The following is a 20,651-nucleotide window of genomic DNA, read 5'->3' on the forward strand; positions in this document are numbered from 1 at the left end:
GGAACCTCTAACGTGCTTTCGATCTACAACACGCTCACCAAGAGCAAAGAAGTTTTCAAGCCGCTGGATGGCAACAATGTGCGCATGTACGTCTGCGGGATGACCGTGTACGACTACTGCCACATTGGCCATGGCCGCAGCATGGTCGCGTTCGACCTGGTGACCCGCTGGTTGCGGTTCAGCGGTTATAACCTGACGTATGTGCGCAACATCACCGACATCGAAGACAAGATCATCAATCGGGCCAAGGAGAACGGCGAGCCGTTCGACGTGCTGACCGAGCGCATGATCACCGCGATGCACGAGGACGAGGCGCGCCTCAACATCCTCAAGCCGGACATGGAACCGCGGGCCACCGATCATATTCCGGGCATGCTGAGCATGATCCAGACCCTGATCGACAAGGGTTACGCCTACGCCCCGGGCAATGGCGACGTCTACTACCGCGTCGCCAAGTTCATGGGCTACGGCAAGCTGTCGCGCAAGAAGATCGAAGACCTGCGCATCGGCGCACGGATCGAAGTCGACGAGTCGAAACAGGACCCGCTGGACTTCGTGCTGTGGAAAGCCACCAAGCCGGGCGAACCGAGCTGGGAATCGCCGTGGGGCGCCGGGCGTCCGGGCTGGCACATCGAGTGCTCGGTGATGTCGACCTGCTGCCTCGGCGAGACCTTCGACATTCATGGCGGCGGCAGCGACCTCGAGTTCCCGCACCACGAAAACGAAATCGCCCAGAGCGAAGCGGCCACCGGCAAGACCTACGCCAACGCGTGGATGCATTGCGGCATGATTCGCATCAATGGCGAGAAGATGTCCAAGTCCTTGAACAACTTCTTCACCATTCGCGACGTGCTGGAAAAGTACCACCCGGAAGTCGTGCGTTACCTGCTGGTGTCGAGCCACTACCGCAGCGCGATCAACTATTCGGAAGACAACCTCAAGGACGCCAAAGGCGCACTCGAGCGTTTCTACCATGCGTTGAAAGGCCTGCCGAACGTGGCGCCGGCTGGCGGCGAAGCCTTTGTCGAGCGCTTCACCCAGGTGATGAACGACGACTTCGGCACGCCGGAAGCCTGCGCGGTGCTGTTCGAGATGGTGCGCGAGATCAACCGTCTGCGTGAGAGCGATCTTGATGGGGCGGCGGGTCTGGCAGCGCGCTTGAAGGAACTGGCCAGCGTGCTGGGCGTGTTGCAGCTTGAGGCGGATGACTTCCTGCAGGCCGGTGCCGAAGGGCGGGTGGATGCGGCTGAGGTTGATGCGCTGATTGCTGCGCGTCTGGCGGCTCGTGCGGGTAAAGACTGGGCAGAGTCCGACCGTATCCGCGACCAGTTGACCGCGATGGGCGTGGTGCTGGAAGACGGGAAGGGCGGCACGACCTGGCGTCTGGCTGACTGATTGCTGTGTTTGCTACAAACAAAACCCGCCTTGTGCGGGTTTTTGTTTGTGGGCTGGGCTTAAATGCAGTGGTGTACCGGCTGGCGCCATCGCGGGCAAGCCCGCTCCCACAGTGATCGAGGTGGATTCCGATTTTGTAAACGCCACAAAACCCTGTGGGAGCGGGCTTGCCCGCGATGGTCTCAAGCCGAACACTATCACCGCAGTTCACTCAATTACTCAGCCTGGCGCAATCGCTTGTAAAGGGTATTGCGGCTCACCCCTAACCGCCGGGCGAGGTGCGAAATATTCCCCCCAGCCGCCTGCAACAACCGATTCAAATCCTCGGCATCATTCAAATCCACCGCCAGCGGCTCTTGCGATTCCACCGGCTCCATCTCCAGATCGACAAAAAAATCATCCGGCAAATGCTCCGGCCGCACCGGTTGTTCCTCGGCCATGGCCAGCGCGACCTGCATCACGCTGCTGACTTGCCGTAGATTCCCCGGCCACGGATGACGGCCGAACAACTCCATTACCTCCCGACTCAACCCGGCCCACTGCGATGGCTCGCGATGCTGTTCCCACAAGCGCTTGAATAGCGCCTGTTTATCACTGCGTTCCCGTAGCGGCGGCAACTCCAGGGTCAAGCCGCCAATCCGGTAATAAAGATCCTCACGAAACCGGCCGAGCTGCACCTGCTCACGCAACGAGCGGTTGGTCGCCGAAATAATGCGGATGTCCACCGGGAACAACTCGCTGCTGCCCACCGGTTGCACGCAACGCTCCTGCAAAACCCTTAACAGCCGAGCTTGAGTCGGCAACGGCATGTCACCAATTTCGTCGAGGAACAGCGTGCCTTTATCCGCCTTGCGGATGAGGCCGATGCTGCCTTTCTGATTGGCACCCGTGAATGCACCTTTCTCGTAGCCAAACAGTTCGGATTCCACCAGTTCGGCGGGGATCGCTGCGCAGTTGACGGCGATGAATGGATTTTTGCTGCGGGAACTGGCCTGATGCAGGGCTTTGACAAAGACTTCCTTGCCGACCCCGGTTTCACCGTGGATCAACAGCGGAATGTCTTTTTCCAGCAATCGTTCGGCCTGGCGCACGGCTTTTTCCACGCGACTGTCGCCGAAATGCAGGGTATTGAGGCTGATCGCAGCGGGCGCGGCCACGGCCGGTTCCGCGCTTTTGGTTTCAGAAAACATTCTGGCTTGAATCGGCACCTGTTTCGGCCGTTTCAACAGGCATTGAAAACGGTTGCGCCCGGAGGCTTGCAGCGCAAAAGGCAGGCCTTCCGGCTGGTTCAGCAACTCCAGCAATGACACCTTGAACAGGCTCTCGACACTGACCCGGGACAGGCTGATGCCCAGCAGATTGTCGGCACGGCGGTTGGCGGACAGCACCTGGCCGGTTTCATCGAAGATCAACAAGCCGGCCCATTGGCTGTCGAGGTTGTTCAGCCCGGTGTTGAAGGTCAGTTGAAAATGCTGGCCGTGGAAGAGGTTGAGGATCAGCCGGTTTTCCACGGTCTGGCTCATCATCTTGACCATGCCGAGGGTGTGGGACGGCGGCAGGTAGCTGTCGCTGGACACGTCCAGCACCGCGATCACCTTGCGTTCGGCATCGAAAATCGGCGCGGCGGAACCGGTCATGAAGCGGTTGGCCTTGAGGAAATGCTCATCGTGCTCGATGTGCACCGCTTGCTCGCAGGCCAGGGCAGTGCCGATCGCGTTGGTGCCGCTGCAACGCTCCATCCAGCTGGCGCCGGCGCTAAAGCCGCGGGTCAGGGTCGGTTCGATAAAACGCTGGGTGCCCCAGGACGTCAGCACCTGGCCCTGATTGTCGGCGAGCATGATCAGGCAGTTGGAATTACTCAGGATGTTTTCGTAATACGGCAGGACTTCCTGATGCGTGGTCTGCACCAGCGAATGCTGGCTTTCCAGCAACTGGGCGATGCCTTCGGCCGGGAGCTGATCGAACGCCGGGGCGCTTTGATGATTAAGGCCGAACGCGCGACAACGGGACCAGGAGTCCTGGATGATGGTGTCGTGGGAGAGCGGCGAGGCAGGTACGGCCATGGCAGTCGATCTCTGAGCATTATTATTTTTGTTATGTGCAGCGCGATTCATGTAGCAGCTGGCGGAGCCTGCGTTCGGCGACGCAGTGGTCGTAAAACCTGCATGTGCGGTCATCCTGACACATCGCGCTGCTTGATTTCACGACGACTGCGTCGCCGAACGCAGGCTCCGCCAGCTGCTACAGGATCGTGGTGAATTCGGATAATCGTGTCACAAAAGCATCCGTAGAGTGTTGTTCACTATTGTTCATTGTCAACGGCTGGATTGTTCAATTGTTCAGTCGCGGTTGTTCATTTCTGTTCAGCATCGAAAGCGGTTTTATCGCTGCCTCGAAGATTTTCAAAGTAGTTCAACAACTTACATTTTTTGGCATGAAACTCGCTCTACAGCCTGGGTCGCTTGACTCCAAATAATAAAAAGGCCGAGCCATGTCATTAACCCTGGAGCACGTCAGCCGCACCGTCGAGGGCCAGACCTGGATCGACGATGCGTGCCTGAGTTTCGAAGCCGGATCCTTCAACGTTTTGCTTGGGCGTACGCTGTCCGGCAAGACCAGTCTCATGCGCCTGATGGCCGGGCTGGACAAGCCCGACAGCGGCCGCATCCTGATGAACGGTGTCGACGTCACGCAGCGCCCGGTGCGTTTGCGCAACGTGTCGATGGTCTATCAGCAGTTCATCAACTACCCGACCATGACCGTCTTCGACAACATCGCTTCGCCATTGCGCCAGGGCGGTGTTTCCAACGAGCTGATCCAGAGCAAAGTGCTGGAAACCGCGAAGATGCTGCGCATCGAGAAATTCCTCAAGCGCTATCCGCTGGAGCTTTCTGGCGGCCAGCAACAGCGCACCGCGATGGCCCGGGCGTTGGTCAAGGATGCTGAGTTGATCCTGTTCGACGAGCCGCTGGTCAACCTCGACTACAAGTTGCGCGAAGAACTGCGTCAGGAAATGCGCGAGCTGTTCAAGGCCCGGCACACCATTGCCATCTACGCCACCACCGAACCCAATGAAGCGCTGGCCCTGGGCGGCACCACCACCATTCTTCACGAAGGCCGGGTGATCCAGAGCGGTAAATCCTCGGAGGTCTATCACCAGCCACAAACGGTGCTGGCGGCGGAGCTGTTCTCCGAGCCGCCGATCAACCTGATGCCGGGCCGTATCGCGGGCAACGAAGTCAGCTTCGCCAATTTCGTGCATTTCCCATTGAACGTCGATTTGCGCCCGGTGGGCGAGGGCGAGTTCCGTTTCGGCGTGCGCCCAAGCCATATCTCACTGGTGCCGAGCAACGACGATGACCTCGAACTCGCGGTAACCGTCGAGGTGGCCGAGATCAGCGGTTCGGAAACCTTCCTGCATGTGCGCAACGAGCATTTCCTGCTGGTGCTGCACTTGCCCGGCGTTCACGAATACGACGTCGATGCGCCGATCCGGATCTATATCCCGACCCATAAACTGTTTGTGTTCGATGCGCAGGGGCGGCTGGTCCAGGCGCCCGGTCGCCGTATCGCGAGGGTTGCCTGATGGCCGAAATCCGTTTGCAGAACCTCGCCCACAGCTACACCAGCACGCCGACCGGTCCCGAGGATTACGCGATCCGCGAGATGGACCACGTCTGGGAGCAGGGCGGTGCTTATGCCTTGCTCGGGCCTTCGGGTTGCGGCAAGTCGACGTTGCTCAACATCATTTCCGGGTTGCTCAGCCCGTCCCAGGGCCAGGTGCTGTTCGACAGCAAAGTGGTCAATGACCTGACTCCCGAGAAGCGCAATATCGCCCAGGTTTTCCAGTTTCCGGTGGTGTACGACACCATGACGGTGTTCGACAACCTGGCGTTCCCGCTACGCAATCAAGGCATGGCCGAAGCAAAAATTCACAGCAAGGTGCAGGAAATTGCCGAGGTCCTTGACCTTCAAGCGCTGCTGAGCAAAAAGGCGCGCAACCTCACTGCCGATGAAAAACAGAAAGTCTCCATGGGCCGTGGGCTGGTGCGCGACGACGTCTCGGCGATCCTGTTTGATGAGCCGCTGACGGTAATCGACCCGCACCTGAAGTGGAAACTGCGGCGCAAGCTCAAGCAGATCCACGAGCAGTTCAACATCACCATGGTCTACGTCACCCATGATCAGCTCGAAGCCTCGACCTTCGCCGACAAGATCGCGGTGATGTACGGCGGCCAGATCGTGCAATTCGGCACCCCGCGGGAATTGTTCGAGCGGCCGACCCACACCTTTGTCGGCTATTTCATCGGCAGTCCGGGAATGAACCTGATCGAGGTGCAGCCACAACCGGGCGGCGTCGGTTTTGCTTCGACGCACCTGCCTTTGTCCGACGCGCAACAGAAACGCATCGCCGAATCGGAATGGAAAACCCTGAAGGTCGGCATCCGTCCGGAGTTCGTGCACGTGTGGGACGAGCCGTTCGATGACGCGATGCAGGCACAAGTCGTACACGTCGAAGACCTCGGCACCTACAAGATCATGACCCTGAACCTCGACGGCGCGCCGTTGAAAGTGCGTCTGGCCGAAGACAAACCGGTGCCGGAAGGCACGGCCTGGATCAGCTTCCCGGCGCAGTGGTTGATGGTCTATGCGGACGATTACCTTCTGCCAGCGCAAGCCAATCATGAGGTGCAGCCATGAACAAGGTGCAGAACAACAAGGCCTGGTGGCTGGTGCTGCCGGTGTTTCTGCTGGTGGCGTTCAGTGCGGTGATCCCGATGATGACCGTGGTCAACTACTCGGTGCAGGACATCTTCGACCAGTCCAGCCGCTACTTCGTCGGCGCCGACTGGTACAAGCAGGTGCTGCTCGATCCACGGTTGCACGACTCGCTGCTGCGGCAATTCATCTATTCCGCCTGCGTATTGCTGATCGAAATCCCCCTGGGCATCGCCATCGCCCTGACCATGCCGACCAAGGGCCGCTGGTCGTCGCTGGTGCTGATTATCCTGGCGATTCCGCTGCTGATTCCGTGGAACGTGGTCGGCACTATCTGGCAGATTTTCGGTCGTGCGGACATCGGTCTGCTCGGGGCCAGCCTCAAGGCGATGGGCATCAACTACAACTACGCGGCCAACACCATGGACGCCTGGGTCACGGTGCTGGTGATGGACGTCTGGCATTGGACGTCGCTGGTGGCGCTTTTGTGCTTCTCCGGGTTGCGGGCGATTCCGGACGTGTACTACCAGGCAGCGCGGATTGATCGGGCATCGTCCTGGGCGGTTTTCCGACATATCCAGCTGCCCAAGCTCAAGAGCGTGCTGCTGATCGCGGTGATGCTGCGCTTCATGGACAGTTTCATGATCTACACCGAGCCCTTCGTCCTCACGGGCGGCGGACCGGGGAATGCCACGACCTTCTTGAGTCAGACCTTGACTCAGATGGCTGTAGGGCAATTCGACCTCGGCCCGGCGGCAGCTTTCTCGCTGGTGTACTTCCTGATCATCCTGTTGGTGTCCTGGCTGTTCTACACCGCCATGACTCACTCTGACGCCAACCGCTGAGGTCCGCCATGAGCAAGAGAAAGCTGATTCCGTTGCTGATCTACATCCTGTTCCTGCTGGTGCCGATCTACTGGCTGCTGAACATGTCCTTCAAGAGCAACACCGAAATCCTCGGCGGTCTGACGCTGTTTCCGCAGGATTTCACCTTTGCCAACTACAAGGTGATCTTCACCGATCCGAGTTGGTACAACGGTTACCTCAACTCGCTGTACTACGTGAGCCTGAACACGATCATTTCCCTGAGCGTGGCGTTGCCGGCGGCCTACGCGTTCTCGCGCTATCGCTTTCTGGGTGACAAGCACCTGTTTTTCTGGCTGCTGACCAACCGCATGGCGCCACCGGCGGTGTTCCTGTTGCCGTTCTTCCAGCTGTATTCCTCGATCGGTTTGTTCGACACGCACATCGCGGTGGCCCTGGCCCACTGCCTGTTCAACGTGCCGTTGGCGGTGTGGATTCTTGAAGGCTTCATGTCCGGCGTTCCGAAAGAAATCGACGAAACCGCTTACATTGACGGCTACAGTTTCCCCAAGTTCTTCGTGAAGATCTTCGTCCCGCTGATCGGCTCGGGGATCGGCGTCACGGCGTTCTTCTGCTTCATGTTTTCCTGGGTCGAACTGCTGCTGGCACGGACGCTGACATCGGTGAACGCCAAACCGATTGCGGCGGTGATGACCCGCACGGTCTCGGCGTCCGGCATCGACTGGGGCGTGCTGGCGGCGGCGGGGGTATTGACCATCCTGCCGGGCATGCTGGTGATCTGGTTTGTTCGCAACCACGTGGCCAAGGGCTTTGCCCTGGGCCGGGTCTGAGGAGCTGATGATGGAATGGATGAGCTGGACTGTCCCCACGGCGGCGTTCTTCATCGCCATTGGCCTGATCCTGGCGGGCATGACGACCTGGGAATTACGTTCGCCGAGTGTCCCTCGGCGTGGTTTCTTGCCGATTGCCACCACCCGTGGCGATCGGCTGTTTATCGGTCTTCTCGGCAGCGCCTACCTGCATTTGCTGGTAATCGGCGTCACCGACTGGAGCATCTGGGTTGCGTTCGCGTTGTCCCTGGTGTGGCTGTTGGCTGTGATGCGTTGGGGCTAGTCGAAATCGATCGGCAATGTTGCTCCGAAAACCAAACAGGAGGTCTCTATGTTCGACAAAAACAATAAGCTGCGACATAGCATTTCATTGGCAGCCATGCTGGCACTCAGCGGTCTGAGCGCTTCGGCCTGGGCCGATGCCTACGAAGACGCCGCGAAGAAATGGATCGGCAGCGAATTCAAACCGTCCACCCTCACGCCAGAGCAGCAGCTCGAAGAGCTGAAGTGGTTCATCAAGGCCGCCGAGCCGTTTCGCGGGATGAGCATCAAGGTGGTCTCGGAAACCATCGCGACCCACGAATATGAATCCAAAACGCTGGCCAAGGCCTTCACCGAAATCACCGGGATCAAGCTGACCCACGATTTGCTGCAGGAAGGCGACGTGGTGGAAAAGCTGCAAACCCAGATGCAGTCGGACAAAAACATCTATGACGGTTGGGTCAACGACTCGGACCTGATCGGTACGCACTTTCGCTACGGCAAGACCGAATCGATCACCGACCTGATGGCCAACGAAGGCAAGAACTTCACTTCGCCGACCCTGGACCTCAAGGACTTTATCGGCATTTCGTTCACCACTGCACCGGACGGCAAGATCTATCAATTGCCTGACCAACAGTTCGCCAACCTGTACTGGTTCCGTGCCGACTGGTTCGAGCGGCCAGAGCTCAAAGCCAAGTTCAAGGAAAAGTACGGCTACGAATTGGGTGTGCCGGTGAACTGGTCGGCCTATGAAGACATCGCCAAGTTCTTCAGCGAAGACGTCAAGGAGATCGACGGCAAGCGAGTCTATGGGCACATGGACTACGGCAAGAAAGACCCGTCCCTCGGCTGGCGCTTCACCGATGCCTGGTTCTCCATGGCCGGTGCCGGCGACAAAGGCATCCCCAACGGTTTGCCGGTGGACGAGTGGGGCATCCGCGTCGAGGATTGCCACCCGGTCGGTTCCAGCGTAACCCGTGGCGGCGACACCAACGGCCCGGCGGCGGTCTATGCGACGCAGAAATACGTCGACTGGCTCAAGGCCTACGCACCACCGGAAGCAGCGGGCATGACCTTCTCCGAATCCGGCCCGGTGCCGTCCCAAGGCAACATCGCCCAACAGATCTTCTGGTACACCGCGTTCACCGCCGACATGACCAAACCGGGTCTGCCGGTAATGAACGCCGACGGCACGCCGAAATGGCGCATGGCGCCATCACCCCGCGGACCGTACTGGGAAGAGGGCATGAAGCTGGGGTATCAGGACGTGGGTTCCTGGACGTTCATGAAATCCACGCCTGAGAAGCAGAAACTGGCGGCCTGGCTCTATGCGCAATTCGTGACCTCGAAAACCGTGTCGCTGAAGAAAACCATCGTCGGCCTGACGCCGATTCGTGAGTCGGACATCAACTCGCAAGCCATGACCGACCTGGCACCGAAACTCGGCGGCCTGGTGGAGTTCTACCGCAGCCCGGCCCGCGTGCAATGGACCCCGACCGGGACCAACGTGCCGGATTATCCACGTCTGGCTCAACTGTGGTGGAGCCACATCGCGGAAGCGGCCAGCGGCGAGAAGACTCCGCAACAGGCGCTGGATGGCCTGGCCAAGGATCAGGACGCGATCATGGCGCGTCTGGAACGCTCGAAGGCTCAAGCCACCTGCGCACCGAAAATGAACCCGGAGCGCGATGCTCAGTACTGGTTCGATCAGCCGGGTGCACCGAAGCCGAAACTGGCGAACGAGAAGCCTAAAGGTGAAACCGTGAGCTATGCCGAACTGCTGAAATCGTGGGAGGCGGCGCGCAAGTAACAGACCATCTGCACTGTTGAACGGCACCTTCGGGTGCCGTTCTTGTTTAACGCTCACTTTCACGTTTCAGCGACTGGCGCACGGCTTTCAGAATCGGGAGGTCGAAGGCATTGTGTCCGGCGAAGAGTAGCCGGCACCGTAGCGGCTGGCGCTGCCGAAGCCACCGCACGCTGGACATGCCGAAGGTGTCTCTGATGCCTTGGATCACTTCAGTATGGGCATCAAGCGAAGGCGCTTCGTCCGCGCGTGTGAAGAAGTACTGGTTTACGTGGTAATGCAATTCTAGGCGGATAGCGCGCACGGCTTCGTCGTCCACGAATTCTTCGAGTGCGCTCGGCTGCATCGATTGTCCGCTCAATTGCAAAGTCGCCCTTAACCAGTGGAGGGCCGCCTGACGCTGCTGGATTGCGCAGCCATTGTCCAGGAGTTGGTAGATCGCACCGGCACTGACGGCGCATGCCCCATGTGCCATGGCTGACAGGCCGTCATTCAAGGTTTGATCGTAGGCATTTACGTTGGCTGCAAACGGTACGAATACTGAGACCAGTGTGGTTTTCAGAACGGCCTCTGGATAGCGTTGCTGGTATTGAATGGCCAGCCAGCTGCCCCATGAGACGCCGAGCATGCTGATTTTTTCGAACCCCGGATGCTGCCGCAGGGCATCGATGTCTTCGACGCAAAGCCCGGTGTCGTTGTGTTGGCGTTCGCCGTGGGGAACGGAGCGGCCGCAGCCGCGCTGGTCGAACAGGATAATGTCGAAACAGCGTTCATCGAAGAACTTGAGATGACGGCTGTCGCTGCAACCCCCCGGTCCGCCATGCAGGAAAAATATCGGTTCGCCACCGGGTGTGCCGTGCCGCTCCCAATAGAGTTGGTGACCGTCGCCGGTCGAGTAGTAGCCACTGTTCACCATTAGGCGGGTGTCCTCAGCCTGTAGAATTGAAACAGTTCTGTGTGGCCGGGCCGGGCCGCTACGCTGGATATCAGTTCAAGCTTCAGCGCCTGCGCCATATAGGGCACGGCGATCAGTACCGGCGTATGGCCGAAAAGGAGAATCGTGCCACCCGGTTTAACGCCGGCTGCCATATCGAGGAGAGCTCGCTGCGCGTCCTTGCGCGTCATCACTTCGGCATTGAGGAAACGCAGGATCAGCACATCGCATTGAATACCTGTAGTCGCGATGTGGCGGGCATCGGCCAGGTAGAACCGGGCGGCTGAGGTGCCATGATGCTTTTTGGCATAGTCGATCATCGACGCTGAGCGATCAGACCCCAGGCACTGGCGATCCGGAAGTTCGCCAGCGAGGTGTGCGATGAACTCGCCCGTCGAACACGCCGGGTCATGGATCACCGCGCCGGGCGATGACAGGGAGTTGAGCAGACGTGTGCAATGCTGGCGAAAATGCTGTTCGTCAGCATCCAGCTGTGTGGCGAGCGATTCATTGCATTGCCAATACTCGGGCGGGCAGACGCACTCTCGGCCGCTGTCATCCATGGCAGGAAACGGAAAACTCACTTCGCTGCCCGACTGCGTCAATGCGTTATGGAACGCGGTTTCTTTCTCCTGCGCAGTTACCGCACGGAAATAGATCACGGTGCCTTGATTGCCCCATTGCCATTGCACCAGCGGTCCGAGCAGCATCCAGGGTTGGAGCACGCTGCTGATGTGCCAGCCGACCGTCTCGCTGTATTGCAGGACTTTGCGGCCGACCCATTCGTTGCCGCCGACACGCAATACAAACACATGATGCAGGCCCGAGCCGAAGGGTTCGATGAAGCGATCGAGCTCGCCCGGCGATGCCTTGCGCCGGGGGAATGATTGAGCGAGGTGGTGTTCTCGACAAAGGGCAGGGGTCATGCTGCCACTCCCTGATTCCTTTGCAGGCGCCGCCCTCGTGCCTGCGGTATCACCACATTGCCACTGGACACCACAAAAAAACGCTCCAGCCCCGGAATGACGACGTTGACCAGCGTGGTCCCCAACGAGGTTTGATGGAGTTGGGTGACCCCCAGCGCGCGCCCATGCTGGTGGAGATCTTCTGCCAGCAAGTTGATTTGCTCGGCCAACGGGCGCTCATTGATCGTTTCGGGTAATTCGACCGTGACTTGCTCGCACAAGGTAAGCAGTGGATACAGATCAAATTGCAGGCAGCGGAGCAGGCGAGGAAATTTGCTCAAGTGCCGTTGCGCGTTACTCAGGTAGTGTTGCAGTTCTGGCTCCGAGGCCCCGTGATGGAGTTGGACGAGTTCGGTCAGCGCCCGCCAGGCGCCATGTCGGGCGCTGATCGAACTACCGCTGCCGAACACGCGAGGATGGGAGCCGGGTTCGGTTGAGAACGCCAGAAAGGTGTGTGGCAGGAATTCAGTGCTGATGTCGATCAGGATGATTTCCGCTCCGATCTCCGCTTCGGCATCCGACCACAGTTGGCCCAATTGTTCGTGATCTGCCACGCGACCGACCCGGCGCAGCACAGGCCGGTTCTCGTAGTAAAAATGCTCCAGCAGAAACAACGAAACCGCATCGCGCTCGATGCATTCATTTGCCGCATGCAAGACCGCTTCGTCGTAGCTCGCGCCAATGGCCGTTCCACTGTTAGAGGCATAGCGCCGTAATACGCCGTAGTTCGTAGAGTCTTGTTCCAGTGGCTGGTGTGAATAGTCGGGAGTGCATAATGCAACGGGGTAAGAGAATAAAGTTTTTTTGAATATGTCCGTGTAAGTTCTGCAGGCTGTCAAAGCATCGGGTTGGTCGGTGAGAGTAGAAAGAACCGTGTCATCGACAAATAGTGGGGAGTCAGAAAAGTAATGCGGGGCAATACAGTGAATATCGCAGGCGCTGAAATGATCACTTAGATGGTGTTCCAGTGTTTCGTAAAGTGCACCCACCTGGGCGTGATGGAGGTAACCTTTTCCCGCTCCCCTGGCGATGCCCTGTTGATTGCCAGCACTCGCCGAGACATGCACCGCGACAATTTTTTGCCCGAGTATGCGGGGTTCTGCGCGAAGCCCCAGGTTTTCCAGTTCGGCGTGAATCCTCTTTTCAGCCTGCGCAAGGGTGAGTTCTCGTTCTACGCGTGTAAAGTTATCCATCGTTCCCTCCCTTGAAAAAACGGGGGGCATTTGCCCCCCGCTTTCTTAAACGGCTTCCAGTTCTGCTTGTTCATCCTCGGTCAGTTGCAGTTGTTCAATTTGCTCTGCTGTGGGGGTGTCCTGTTGTTCCAGATCGATAACTTTGTTTGCGTTCCAGCTGACAAGGTAACCCATAGGTAAACTCTCTTTTTTGTTGGATAGTGGAGTGCTTAATCAAGCACGGAGCAACTGTATAAGTTGAAAGTTGGTCGGTCAAAAGTGACGGGGAGTTACGGTGTCGTTATTTCTGGTGTGAGGAAATACATACACATTAATCCGCGATTGACGACTTTGATTCGTAAACAGGGGCGGATGCCGAATAAACGCCGCATTTGCTGCAGCGAAGGGGGAAATGGGATGTGGGAAAATTCAGATAGTTGGGTAGCCAGCTCGCAATGATTAGTTCGTTTTCGTTCCTTTGCAGGTGGTAAGCGGAGACTTTTCCTATCGCGTTTGAAGTTTCTTCAGGCAGCGGTGCGGTTTTACCCTTCGAATTCAACCGGCAGAAGCCTTTGCTGTCTGCACAAATGAAAACTCCCCGAACAAGTCGGGGCGTTTTTCTTGAAACCACCTTCAGTGCCTATTCACTCAGGTTTGAGAGGTGCCGTTTTTGTTTGTGCCAGTTCCACCGCTTTAGCGAGCAGGTCGAACCGTCACTCCGGGCGACGATCCGGTGAACGGGTCATTAAAGATGGCACAGACAATTCAAGTCAGCGCCGCCAGTTGCGCTACTGTCTGCGGAAAGCGTTCCACCAGACGGATCAGTGTCGTGGCTTGGGCATTGGGTACTGCCCGACCCTGTTCCCAGTTTTCGAGGGTTCGGGTGTTGGTGCGCAGATACATGGCGAACACCGACCGGGAAAGATTGAGCTGTTGGCGGATGGCTACCACTTCCTCGGCCGTGATGGGCACCAGTTTTGGCAATTGAACCTTGTGGGTTCGCAAAGTGATTTTGCCTTGGCGCTCATCCGACAGGGCTTCGAGGCCATCCATCAGTTCGGAAAAAATGTCACGTTTCATAGTGGGATCTCGTATCGGCTTCTCTATTGGATGCTTCTCGTGTTTCAACGCGCATGAGGGAAGCAATGGCAGCAACCCTTCGAAGGCATCCAGCAGTTCGTCTGACAGAGGAGCATCGAAGTCAGCGGGAAGCACAAGTTTGCCCTTCATTGCTCCGATTCGTTGTTCGCGCAGTTCTTCACGTTTCATTGTTCGCTCTTGCATCGGTTCGTCTTCCAGCAGGCATTCACGATAGAGGCATTGCCTCAATTCTGGCTGTAGGACGAACCTGACAATCCCGCATGAGCTTTCTGGGATTGCAGAAGGAGGGCAGGGCAGCGGTAACAAATCCCACAAATGCAAAAACGGCACCCGAAGGTGCCGTTCTTGTTTGTAGCCAGATATCGCCGAGTGATCAGCCCGCCAGACCCGACTGCTGAACCAGAGTCAGCAGCGGTTGTGGGTAGACGCCGAGGAAGAATGCCACCAGAGCGATGGCCAGCAGCATTACGCCGCCTGCACGTTGTTCCCAGTGCAGTTGCGCATCGTGGCGACGCAGGTTCGGCTCGATCAGGTACAGGGTGACCATGACGCGCAGGTAGTAGAAGACGCCGATGGCGCTGCCCAGTACCAGGGAACCGACCAGCCACCATTGGTGCGACTCGACACCGGTGGCGATGATGTAGAACTTGCCGATGAAGCCCGCGGTGAGCGGGATACCGGCCAGGGACAGCATCATCACGGTCAGGACGGCGGTCAGGTACGGACGACGCCAGAACAGGCCGCGGTATTCGTACAGGGCATCCGCGTCACGGCCGTTGTACGGCGAGGACATCAGGGTGATCACGCCGAACGCGCCGAGGCTGGTGATCACGTAGGTGACCAGGTACACGCCGATGGCTTCCACGGCCAGACCCTTGCTCGCCACCAGGGCGATCAGCAGGTAGCCGAAGTGAGCGATGGACGAGTAACCCAGCAGACGCTTGAGGTTGCTCTGGGTCAGTGCCAGCAGGTTACCGAACAGGATCGACGCAATGGCGATGATGGTCAGCACGTCGCTCAGCACACCGCTGCTTGCTGCAGGCGAGATCTGGAACAGACGCACCATCACGGCAAACACGGCCACTTTCGAAGCAGTGGCCAGGAACGCCGCCACCGGTGCCGGAGCACCTTCGTAAACGTCCGGGGTCCAGAGGTGGAACGGTACCAGCGACAGTTTGAACGCCAGACCGATCAGCATCATGCCCAGGCCCAGTTGCGCCAGCGAGCTCGGCAAGCCGGTGGCGGCCAGCGCTTGGCCGATACCGACAAAGCTCAGGCTGCCGGAGTCGGCGTAGAGCAGGGCCATCCCGAACAGCAGGAACGCGGAACCGGCAGCCGACAGCACCATGTACTTGATACCGGCTTCCAGCGAACGCTTGTTGAAGAAGGCATAAGCCACCAGACCGTAGACCGGTACCGAAAGCAGTTCCAGACCGATGAACAACCCGGCCAGGTGTTGCGCGCTGACCAGTACGAGGCCACCGGCGGCGGCCATCAGGATCAGCAGGTAAAGTTCTTCACGGTTGCCCGGGTAACCCGAACCGCCATCGCCGAGGTAGGCGTGGGCGAGGGTGACACAGGCGAGGGTGGCGACCAGGATCAGCGCCATGTACAAGCAGGCGAAGGTGTCGATCTGCAGCAACGGAGTCACGGCCAGAGGCGCGACTTTCAGGGCTGGCAGGATCGACAGCAACGCCAGGTTCAGACCCGCCACGGAAATCAGGAAGGTCTGCGAGTGGTTGCGGCGCCAGGCAATCGCCAGCATCACCACGATGATCGTGGCGCTGGTGATCAACAACGGCGCAAGCGCGATAAAGTGTTGAGTCGTGAATTCCATAGCGCTCTTACCGGGCCGAAGCGAGTTGAGTGAAGGCGGTGCCGAGCCACTGCTGCACGCCATGCATCGTCGCGGCAGAGGTGTCGAGGAACGGTTGCGGGTACACGCCGATGTAAATCAGCAATGCCGCCAGACCGACCACCATGATCAGTTCGCGACCATCCATGCCATGCAACACCGCGTCCGACTTGGACGGGCCGAAGTAGGCACGGTGGATCATGATCAGCGAGTAGACCGAACCGAACACCAGACCGGACGTCGCGATGATGGTGATCCATGGGGCGGCCGGGAACGTGCCGATCAGAATCAGGAACTCACCGACGAAGTTACCGGTGCCCGGCAAGCCCAGGGACGCGGCGGCAAAGAACAGGCTGATGGCCGGCAGGTAAGCGATCTTCGACCACAGGCCACCCATTTCACGCATGTCGCGGGTGTGGGTGCGCTCGTACAACTGACCGCTGAGGATAAAGAGTGCCGCGGCCGACAGACCGTGCGCCAGCATCTGCATCACTGCACCCTGCAGCGCCAGTTGGCTGCCGGAGTAGATGCCGATCAACACGAAACCCATGTGGGAAACGGAGGAGTAGGCGATCAGACGCTTGATGTCGGTTTGTGCAAAGGCCAGGAACGCACCGTAGAAGATCCCGATCAGACCCAGGGTCATGGCGATCGGCGCAAACTCGGCCGAGGCATTCGGGAACAGCGGCAGGGCGAAACGCAGGAGGCCGTAAGCCGCGGTCTTCAACAAGATACCGGCCAGGTCGACCGAACCCGCTGTTGGCGCCTGGGCGTGAGCATCAGGCAGCCAGGAGTGGAACGGTACGACTGGCAGCTTCACCGCGAAGGCGATGAAGAAGCCGAGCATCAGGATGTACTCGGTAGTGAGCGACATCTTGGTTTTCAGCAGATCGGCGTAGTTGAACGTGATCACGCCGGTGCTGTTGAAGTTGACCAGCACCAGGCCCAGGATCGCCACCAACATGATCAGGCCGGACGCCTGAGTGAAGATGAAGAACTTGGTCGCCGCGTAGATCCGGGTTTTCTTGCCGTCCGAAGAACTGTGACCCCAGAGCGCGATGAGGAAGTACATCGGCACCAGCATCATTTCCCAGAAGAAGAAGAACATGAACAGGTCGAGGGCGAGGAACACGCCGACGACACCGCCCAGGATCCACATCAGGTTCAAGTGGAAGAAGCCAACGTGACGCTGGATCTCTTTCCACGAGCAGAGTACCGAGAGGATACCCAGCAGACCGGTCAACAGGATCATCAACAGCGACAGGCCGTCGAGGGCCAGGTGCACGCTGATGCCGAAGCGCTCGATCCAGATGTGCTTGAACTCAAGCGCCCAGGTCGGATCGGCGCCAGGCGCCGGAGCAAATGAATAATCACCGTGGGCCCACAGCCAGAGGCCGAGCGCGAGTTCCAGGGTCATGGTCAACAGCGCAATCCAGCGGGGGAGGGTAGCGCCGAAGCGCTCACCCATCCAGCACAGCAGGCCGCCGATGAAGGGGATCAGGATTAGCCAAGGCAGAATCATGACGGGCTCAATTCCTTTCGCAAGTTCGCAAGGTTCATATCAGACCGCTACCAGCACGATGGCGCCGATGACCAGCACGGAGCCGGCTGCCATCGATGCCGCGTACCAACGCAGTTGACCGGTTTCGGTACGGCTCAGGGCGGTGTGACCGCCTTTGGCCATACGCGGGATCAGACCGATGGTCTGGTCGAGCGGGTCTCTGCGCAGTGCGTGGCTGATCGCAAGGTATGGCTTGACGAACAGTTTGTCGTAGATCCAGTCGAAGCCCCAGGCAGCGAACCACCAGGCCGAAAGGAAGCGGCCGATGCCGCTGTTGGCGATTGCAGTGACGAAACGACGCTTGCCAAGGAACAGCAGCGCGGCCAGCAGGATACCGGCCAGGGCGATGGCGCCCGAGGCGATTTCCAGACTGTGCTTGGCTTCGCCGCCGGCATGGCCGACGCTTTCCGGCAGCACACCGTGCAGTGGCGGAACGATCATGGCGCCGACGAAGGTCGACAGCACGATCAGCACCGACAGCGGCAACCAGTGAGCGATGCCGTGACCGGCGTGCGCTTCGGTCTTCGCTTCACCGTGGAACGCGATGAAGATCAGGCGGAAGGTGTACAGCGAAGTCATGAACGCGCCCACCAGACCTGCGTAAAGCAGACCGTGGTTGCCGCTGGCAAACGCTTCCCAGAGGATTTCGTCCTTGGAGTAGAAGCCTGCGGTCACCAGTGGCAGGGCCGACAGTGCCGCGCCGCCGACGATGAAGCTGGCGTAGGCCAGTGGCAGTTTCTTCCACAGGCCGCCCATCTTGAAGATGTTCTGCTCGTGGTGGCAGGCAACGATCACCGCACCGGACGCAAGGAACAGCAGCGCCTTGAAGAAGGCGTGGGTCATCAGGTGGAAAATCGCGCCATCCCATGCACCAACACCCAGCGCCAGGAACATGTAGCCGATCTGGCTCATGGTCGAGTAGGCGAGGATACGTTTGATGTCGGTCTGAACCAGTGCGGCAAAACCTGCCAGGACCAGGGTCACGCCACCGACGATTCCTACTAGATGCAGGATGTCCGGCGCCAGGGCAAACAGACCGTGGGTACGGGCGATCAGGTAGACACCGGCGGTTACCATCGTTGCGGCGTGAATCAGTGCCGAAACCGGAGTAGGACCGGCCATCGCGTCCGCCAGCCAGGTTTGCAGCGGCAGTTGCGCGGATTTACCGACAGCGCCGCCCAGCAGCATCAGGGTGGCCATGACCATCCAGAAGTCGCCGGCCTGGAATTTCTGCGGTGCCAGCACCAGCAGTTCCTGGATATTCAGCGTGCCCAACTGTTGGAACAGGATGAACAGGCCGATGGCCATGAACACGTCACCGATACGGGTGACGATAAAGGCTTTCAGTGCCGCGTTACCGTTGTTGCGGTTGCTGTAGTAGAAACCGATCAACAGGTACGAGCACAGGCCCACACCTTCCCAACCGAAGTACAGGAACAACAGGTTATCGCCCAGGACCAGGAACAGCATGCTGGCGATAAACAGGTTGGTGTAGGCGAAGAAGCGCGAGTAACCGGCTTCACCGCGCATGTACCAGGACGCGAACAGGTGGATCAGGAAGCCGACGCCGACGACCACACCGAGCATGGTCAGGGACAGACCATCCAGGTACAGCGCGAAGTTAGGCGTGAAGCCTTCCACCGCCATCCACTGCCACAACACCTGGGTGTAGTGACCGCCTTCAGGTGGTGCGACGTTGAATTGCCAGATCACGTAAGCGGTGACGATGGCAGACAGGCCGATGGAACCGACGCCAATCAGCGCCGACAGGTTTTCCGAAAAGCGGCCGCGTGAGAACGACAGCAGCAGGAAACCTATGAGAGGGAATACGAAAGTCAGATAGAGAAGATTCATCCGCGCATCTCGCTGGCAGCGTCGATATCGAGAGTGTGGAAGCGGCGATACAGCTGCAACAGAATCGCCAGGCCAATACTGGCCTCGGCGGCTGCCAGGCTGATCACCAGGATGAACATGATCTGTCCATCCGGCTGACCCCAGCGGCTACCGGCGACGATGAAGGCCAAGGCGGAGGCATTCATCATGATCTCCAGGCTCATCAGCACGAAGAGAATGTTGCGGCGGACCATCAGGCCGACCAGACCGAGGCAGAACAGGATGCCGGCGACCGCCAGACCATGCTCCAGAGGGATAGCAGGCATCGTCATTGCTCCTTGGCTTCGTTACGGCCCAAGTGGAACGCCGTGACGGCTGCGGCAAGCAGCAGCATCGAGGCGAGTTCGACCACCAGCAGGTAAGGACCGAACAGGCTGATGCCCACGGCCTTGGCGTCTACGGTGGTGTGGCCGATGGCCTCACCGCTGGAGTGGCTGAACAGCACGTACAGCAGTTCAACCAGCAGCAGGGTGCCGAGGGCGACCGGGCCGAGCCAGATGCCGGGCTTGAGCCAGACGCGCTCTTGCTGAACCGAGGCGGGACCGAGGTTCAGCATCATCACCACGAACACGAACAGCACCATGATGGCGCCAGCGTAGGCGATCACTTCCAGAACACCGGCAAACGGTGCGCCGAGGGCGAAGAACGTCATGGCCACGGCGATCAGCGAAATGATCAGGTAGAGCAGGGCGTGCACAGGGTTGGTGTTGGTGATCACGCGAAGCGTGGACACCACAGCGATACCCGATGCGAAATAGAAAGCGAATTCCATCTTTCTTCCTTAAGGCAGCAAGCTCTTCACGTTGATCGGCTGGGCTTCATTCTGCGCGGAGCCTTTCGGCTTCCCGGCAATCGCCATACCTGCAACACGATAGAAGTTGTAATCAGGGTTTTTGCCGGGGCCGGAGATCAACAGATCTTCTTTCTCGTAAACCAGGTCCTGACGTTTGAACTCGGCCATCTCGAAATCCGGTGTCAGCTGGATCGCGGTGGTCGGGCAGGCTTCCTCGCAGAGGCCGCAGAAAATGCAGCGCGAGAAGTTGATGCGGAAGAAGTCCGGGTACCAGCGACCGTCTTCGGTTTCAGCTTTCTGCAGCGAGATGCAGCCAACCGGGCACGCCACGGCGCACAGGTTGCAGGCAACACAACGCTCTTCGCCATCAGGGTCGCGGGTCAGGACGATACGCCCACGAAAGCGCGGCGGCAGGTACACGGCTTCTTCCGGGTACTGCAGCGTGTCGCGCTTGCGGAAGGCATGGCCGAAGATCATCACCAGGCTGCGAAGCTGGGTGAAGAAGCCATGCACGATGTCAAATATGTACTTCATGATT

The 20,651-nt window shown here is 58.9% G+C and carries 19 protein-coding genes and 1 pseudogene; 7 read left to right on the forward strand and 13 right to left on the reverse strand.

Annotated elements, in window-relative coordinates; all coding sequences use genetic code 11:
* Positions 1-12 precede the first annotated feature (12 nt).
* Positions 13-1,395, forward strand: coding sequence for a cysteine--tRNA ligase (gene cysS, locus ACA053_RS10650; RefSeq protein WP_497317077.1), 1,383 nt, complete (start codon positions 13-15; stop codon positions 1,393-1,395).
* Positions 1,396-1,610: 215 nt separating this feature from the next.
* On the opposite strand, the gene ACA053_RS10655 is transcribed toward cysS, so the two are convergent.
* Positions 1,611-3,458 carry a sigma-54-dependent Fis family transcriptional regulator gene (locus tag ACA053_RS10655; protein WP_497395372.1) on the reverse strand — a complete coding sequence of 616 codons (1,848 nt, stop codon included), beginning with the start codon at positions 3,456-3,458 and terminating at the stop codon, positions 1,611-1,613.
* A 428-nt stretch (positions 3,459-3,886) separates the two neighbouring features.
* On the opposite strand from ACA053_RS10655, the gene ACA053_RS10660 reads away from it, so the two are divergent.
* The 6 genes from ACA053_RS10660 to ACA053_RS10685 are packed head-to-tail and all read left to right on the forward strand — an operon-like array spanning position 3,887 to position 9,842.
* A complete protein-coding gene (locus ACA053_RS10660; RefSeq protein WP_497395374.1) occupies positions 3,887-4,981 on the forward strand; it encodes an ABC transporter ATP-binding protein in 1,095 nt (364 codons plus the stop codon).
* On the forward strand, positions 4,981-6,096 hold the full coding sequence (locus ACA053_RS10665; protein ID WP_109629385.1) for an ABC transporter ATP-binding protein: 1,116 nt from the start codon (positions 4,981-4,983) through the stop codon (positions 6,094-6,096). Before ACA053_RS10660 ends, ACA053_RS10665 begins: the two co-directional genes overlap by 1 nt.
* Positions 6,093-6,959: a carbohydrate ABC transporter permease gene (locus tag ACA053_RS10670; protein ID WP_497317084.1), complete on the forward strand. Its 867-nt coding sequence runs from the start codon at positions 6,093-6,095 to the stop codon at positions 6,957-6,959. The genes ACA053_RS10665 and ACA053_RS10670 overlap by 4 nt, the downstream gene beginning before the upstream one ends.
* Before the next feature lie 8 nt (positions 6,960-6,967).
* A complete protein-coding gene (locus ACA053_RS10675; protein ID WP_010458825.1) occupies positions 6,968-7,768 on the forward strand; it encodes a carbohydrate ABC transporter permease in 801 nt (266 codons plus the stop codon).
* A gap of 10 nt (positions 7,769-7,778) precedes the next feature.
* Complete coding sequence (locus tag ACA053_RS10680; protein ID WP_109629387.1) at positions 7,779-8,051, forward strand: DUF2160 domain-containing protein; 273 nt, start codon at positions 7,779-7,781, stop codon at positions 8,049-8,051.
* Positions 8,052-8,099: 48 nt separating this feature from the next.
* A complete protein-coding gene (locus ACA053_RS10685) occupies positions 8,100-9,842 on the forward strand; it encodes an ABC transporter substrate-binding protein (protein WP_109629389.1) in 1,743 nt (580 codons plus the stop codon).
* Positions 9,843-9,888: 46 nt separating this feature from the next.
* Here the strand turns inward: ACA053_RS10685 and ACA053_RS10690 are convergent, their stop codons facing one another.
* The 12 genes and pseudogenes from ACA053_RS10690 to nuoI all read right to left on the reverse strand — a co-directional run bounded on the left by ACA053_RS10690 (position 9,889) and on the right by nuoI (position 20,647).
* On the reverse strand, positions 9,889-10,755 hold the full coding sequence (locus ACA053_RS10690; RefSeq protein ID WP_497395377.1) for an alpha/beta fold hydrolase: 867 nt from the start codon (positions 10,753-10,755) through the stop codon (positions 9,889-9,891).
* On the reverse strand, positions 10,755-11,699 hold the full coding sequence (locus tag ACA053_RS10695; RefSeq protein ID WP_497395379.1) for a class I SAM-dependent methyltransferase: 945 nt from the start codon (positions 11,697-11,699) through the stop codon (positions 10,755-10,757). Before ACA053_RS10695 ends, ACA053_RS10690 begins: the two co-directional genes overlap by 1 nt.
* Positions 11,696-12,931: a YcaO-like family protein gene (locus ACA053_RS10700; RefSeq protein ID WP_497395381.1), complete on the reverse strand. Its 1,236-nt coding sequence runs from the start codon at positions 12,929-12,931 to the stop codon at positions 11,696-11,698. The genes ACA053_RS10695 and ACA053_RS10700 overlap by 4 nt, the downstream gene beginning before the upstream one ends.
* Positions 12,932-12,976: 45 nt before the next feature.
* Positions 12,977-13,105: a hypothetical protein gene (locus ACA053_RS10705; RefSeq protein ID WP_256597498.1), complete on the reverse strand. Its 129-nt coding sequence runs from the start codon at positions 13,103-13,105 to the stop codon at positions 12,977-12,979.
* Between the two features lie 570 nt (positions 13,106-13,675).
* Positions 13,676-13,990, reverse strand: coding sequence for a helix-turn-helix domain-containing protein (locus tag ACA053_RS10710; protein WP_497396143.1), 315 nt, complete (start codon positions 13,988-13,990; stop codon positions 13,676-13,678).
* A gap of 75 nt (positions 13,991-14,065) precedes the next feature.
* Positions 14,066-14,155: pseudogene (locus tag ACA053_RS10715) on the reverse strand (type II toxin-antitoxin system prevent-host-death family antitoxin); the annotation flags it as partial.
* Between the two features lie 229 nt (positions 14,156-14,384).
* Entirely contained in the window at positions 14,385-15,848 is a 1,464-nt protein-coding gene (gene nuoN, locus ACA053_RS10720) for an NADH-quinone oxidoreductase subunit NuoN (protein WP_109629405.1), read from the reverse strand.
* A 7-nt stretch (positions 15,849-15,855) separates the two neighbouring features.
* Positions 15,856-17,388: an NADH-quinone oxidoreductase subunit M gene (gene nuoM / locus ACA053_RS10725; RefSeq protein ID WP_109629406.1), complete on the reverse strand. Its 1,533-nt coding sequence runs from the start codon at positions 17,386-17,388 to the stop codon at positions 15,856-15,858.
* Positions 17,389-17,427: 39 nt separating this feature from the next.
* Entirely contained in the window at positions 17,428-19,281 is a 1,854-nt protein-coding gene (gene nuoL, locus ACA053_RS10730) for an NADH-quinone oxidoreductase subunit L (RefSeq protein WP_497395383.1), read from the reverse strand.
* Positions 19,278-19,586 (reverse strand): NADH-quinone oxidoreductase subunit NuoK, encoded by a 309-nt coding sequence (gene nuoK / locus ACA053_RS10735; protein ID WP_010458852.1) that lies wholly within the window; start codon positions 19,584-19,586, stop codon positions 19,278-19,280. Before nuoK ends, nuoL begins: the two co-directional genes overlap by 4 nt.
* 2 nt (positions 19,587-19,588) lie before the next feature.
* Positions 19,589-20,092, reverse strand: coding sequence for an NADH-quinone oxidoreductase subunit J (gene nuoJ, locus ACA053_RS10740; RefSeq protein WP_109629413.1), 504 nt, complete (start codon positions 20,090-20,092; stop codon positions 19,589-19,591).
* 9 nt (positions 20,093-20,101) lie between these two features.
* The gene (nuoI, locus tag ACA053_RS10745) at positions 20,102-20,647 is read right to left on the reverse strand and encodes an NADH-quinone oxidoreductase subunit NuoI (protein ID WP_007905075.1); all 546 of its coding nucleotides are present in this window, start codon (positions 20,645-20,647) and stop codon (positions 20,102-20,104) included.
* Between the last annotated feature and the right edge of the window lie 4 nt (positions 20,648-20,651).

The organism is Pseudomonas sp. LBUM1672 (assembly GCF_059695655.1).

Bases quoted from the DNA above. Each gene is read 5' to 3' on its own strand.
- ACA053_RS10665 (WP_109629385.1), top strand. From the start codon at position 4,981: ATGGCCGAAATCCGTTTGCAGAACCTCGCCCACAGCTACACCAGCACG.
- ACA053_RS10710 (WP_497396143.1), bottom strand. From the start codon at position 13,990: ATGAAACGTGACATTTTTTCCGAACTGATGGATGGCCTCGAAGCCCTG.
- ACA053_RS10695 (WP_497395379.1), bottom strand. From the start codon at position 11,699: ATGACCCCTGCCCTTTGTCGAGAACACCACCTCGCTCAATCATTCCCC.
- ACA053_RS10655 (WP_497395372.1), bottom strand. From the start codon at position 3,458: ATGGCCGTACCTGCCTCGCCGCTCTCCCACGACACCATCATCCAGGAC.
- ACA053_RS10660 (WP_497395374.1), top strand. From the start codon at position 3,887: ATGTCATTAACCCTGGAGCACGTCAGCCGCACCGTCGAGGGCCAGACC.
- nuoL (WP_497395383.1), bottom strand. From the start codon at position 19,281: ATGAATCTTCTCTATCTGACTTTCGTATTCCCTCTCATAGGTTTCCTG.
- ACA053_RS10700 (WP_497395381.1), bottom strand. From the start codon at position 12,931: ATGGATAACTTTACACGCGTAGAACGAGAACTCACCCTTGCGCAGGCT.
- ACA053_RS10685 (WP_109629389.1), top strand. From the start codon at position 8,100: ATGTTCGACAAAAACAATAAGCTGCGACATAGCATTTCATTGGCAGCC.
- nuoK (WP_010458852.1), bottom strand. From the start codon at position 19,586: ATGCCTGCTATCCCTCTGGAGCATGGTCTGGCGGTCGCCGGCATCCTG.
- ACA053_RS10705 (WP_256597498.1), bottom strand. From the start codon at position 13,105: ATGGGTTACCTTGTCAGCTGGAACGCAAACAAAGTTATCGATCTGGAA.
- nuoN (WP_109629405.1), bottom strand. From the start codon at position 15,848: ATGGAATTCACGACTCAACACTTTATCGCGCTTGCGCCGTTGTTGATC.
- nuoM (WP_109629406.1), bottom strand. From the start codon at position 17,388: ATGATTCTGCCTTGGCTAATCCTGATCCCCTTCATCGGCGGCCTGCTG.
- nuoJ (WP_109629413.1), bottom strand. From the start codon at position 20,092: ATGGAATTCGCTTTCTATTTCGCATCGGGTATCGCTGTGGTGTCCACG.
- ACA053_RS10680 (WP_109629387.1), top strand. From the start codon at position 7,779: ATGGAATGGATGAGCTGGACTGTCCCCACGGCGGCGTTCTTCATCGCC.
- ACA053_RS10690 (WP_497395377.1), bottom strand. From the start codon at position 10,755: ATGGTGAACAGTGGCTACTACTCGACCGGCGACGGTCACCAACTCTAT.
- ACA053_RS10670 (WP_497317084.1), top strand. From the start codon at position 6,093: ATGAACAAGGTGCAGAACAACAAGGCCTGGTGGCTGGTGCTGCCGGTG.
- ACA053_RS10675 (WP_010458825.1), top strand. From the start codon at position 6,968: ATGAGCAAGAGAAAGCTGATTCCGTTGCTGATCTACATCCTGTTCCTG.
- nuoI (WP_007905075.1), bottom strand. From the start codon at position 20,647: ATGAAGTACATATTTGACATCGTGCATGGCTTCTTCACCCAGCTTCGC.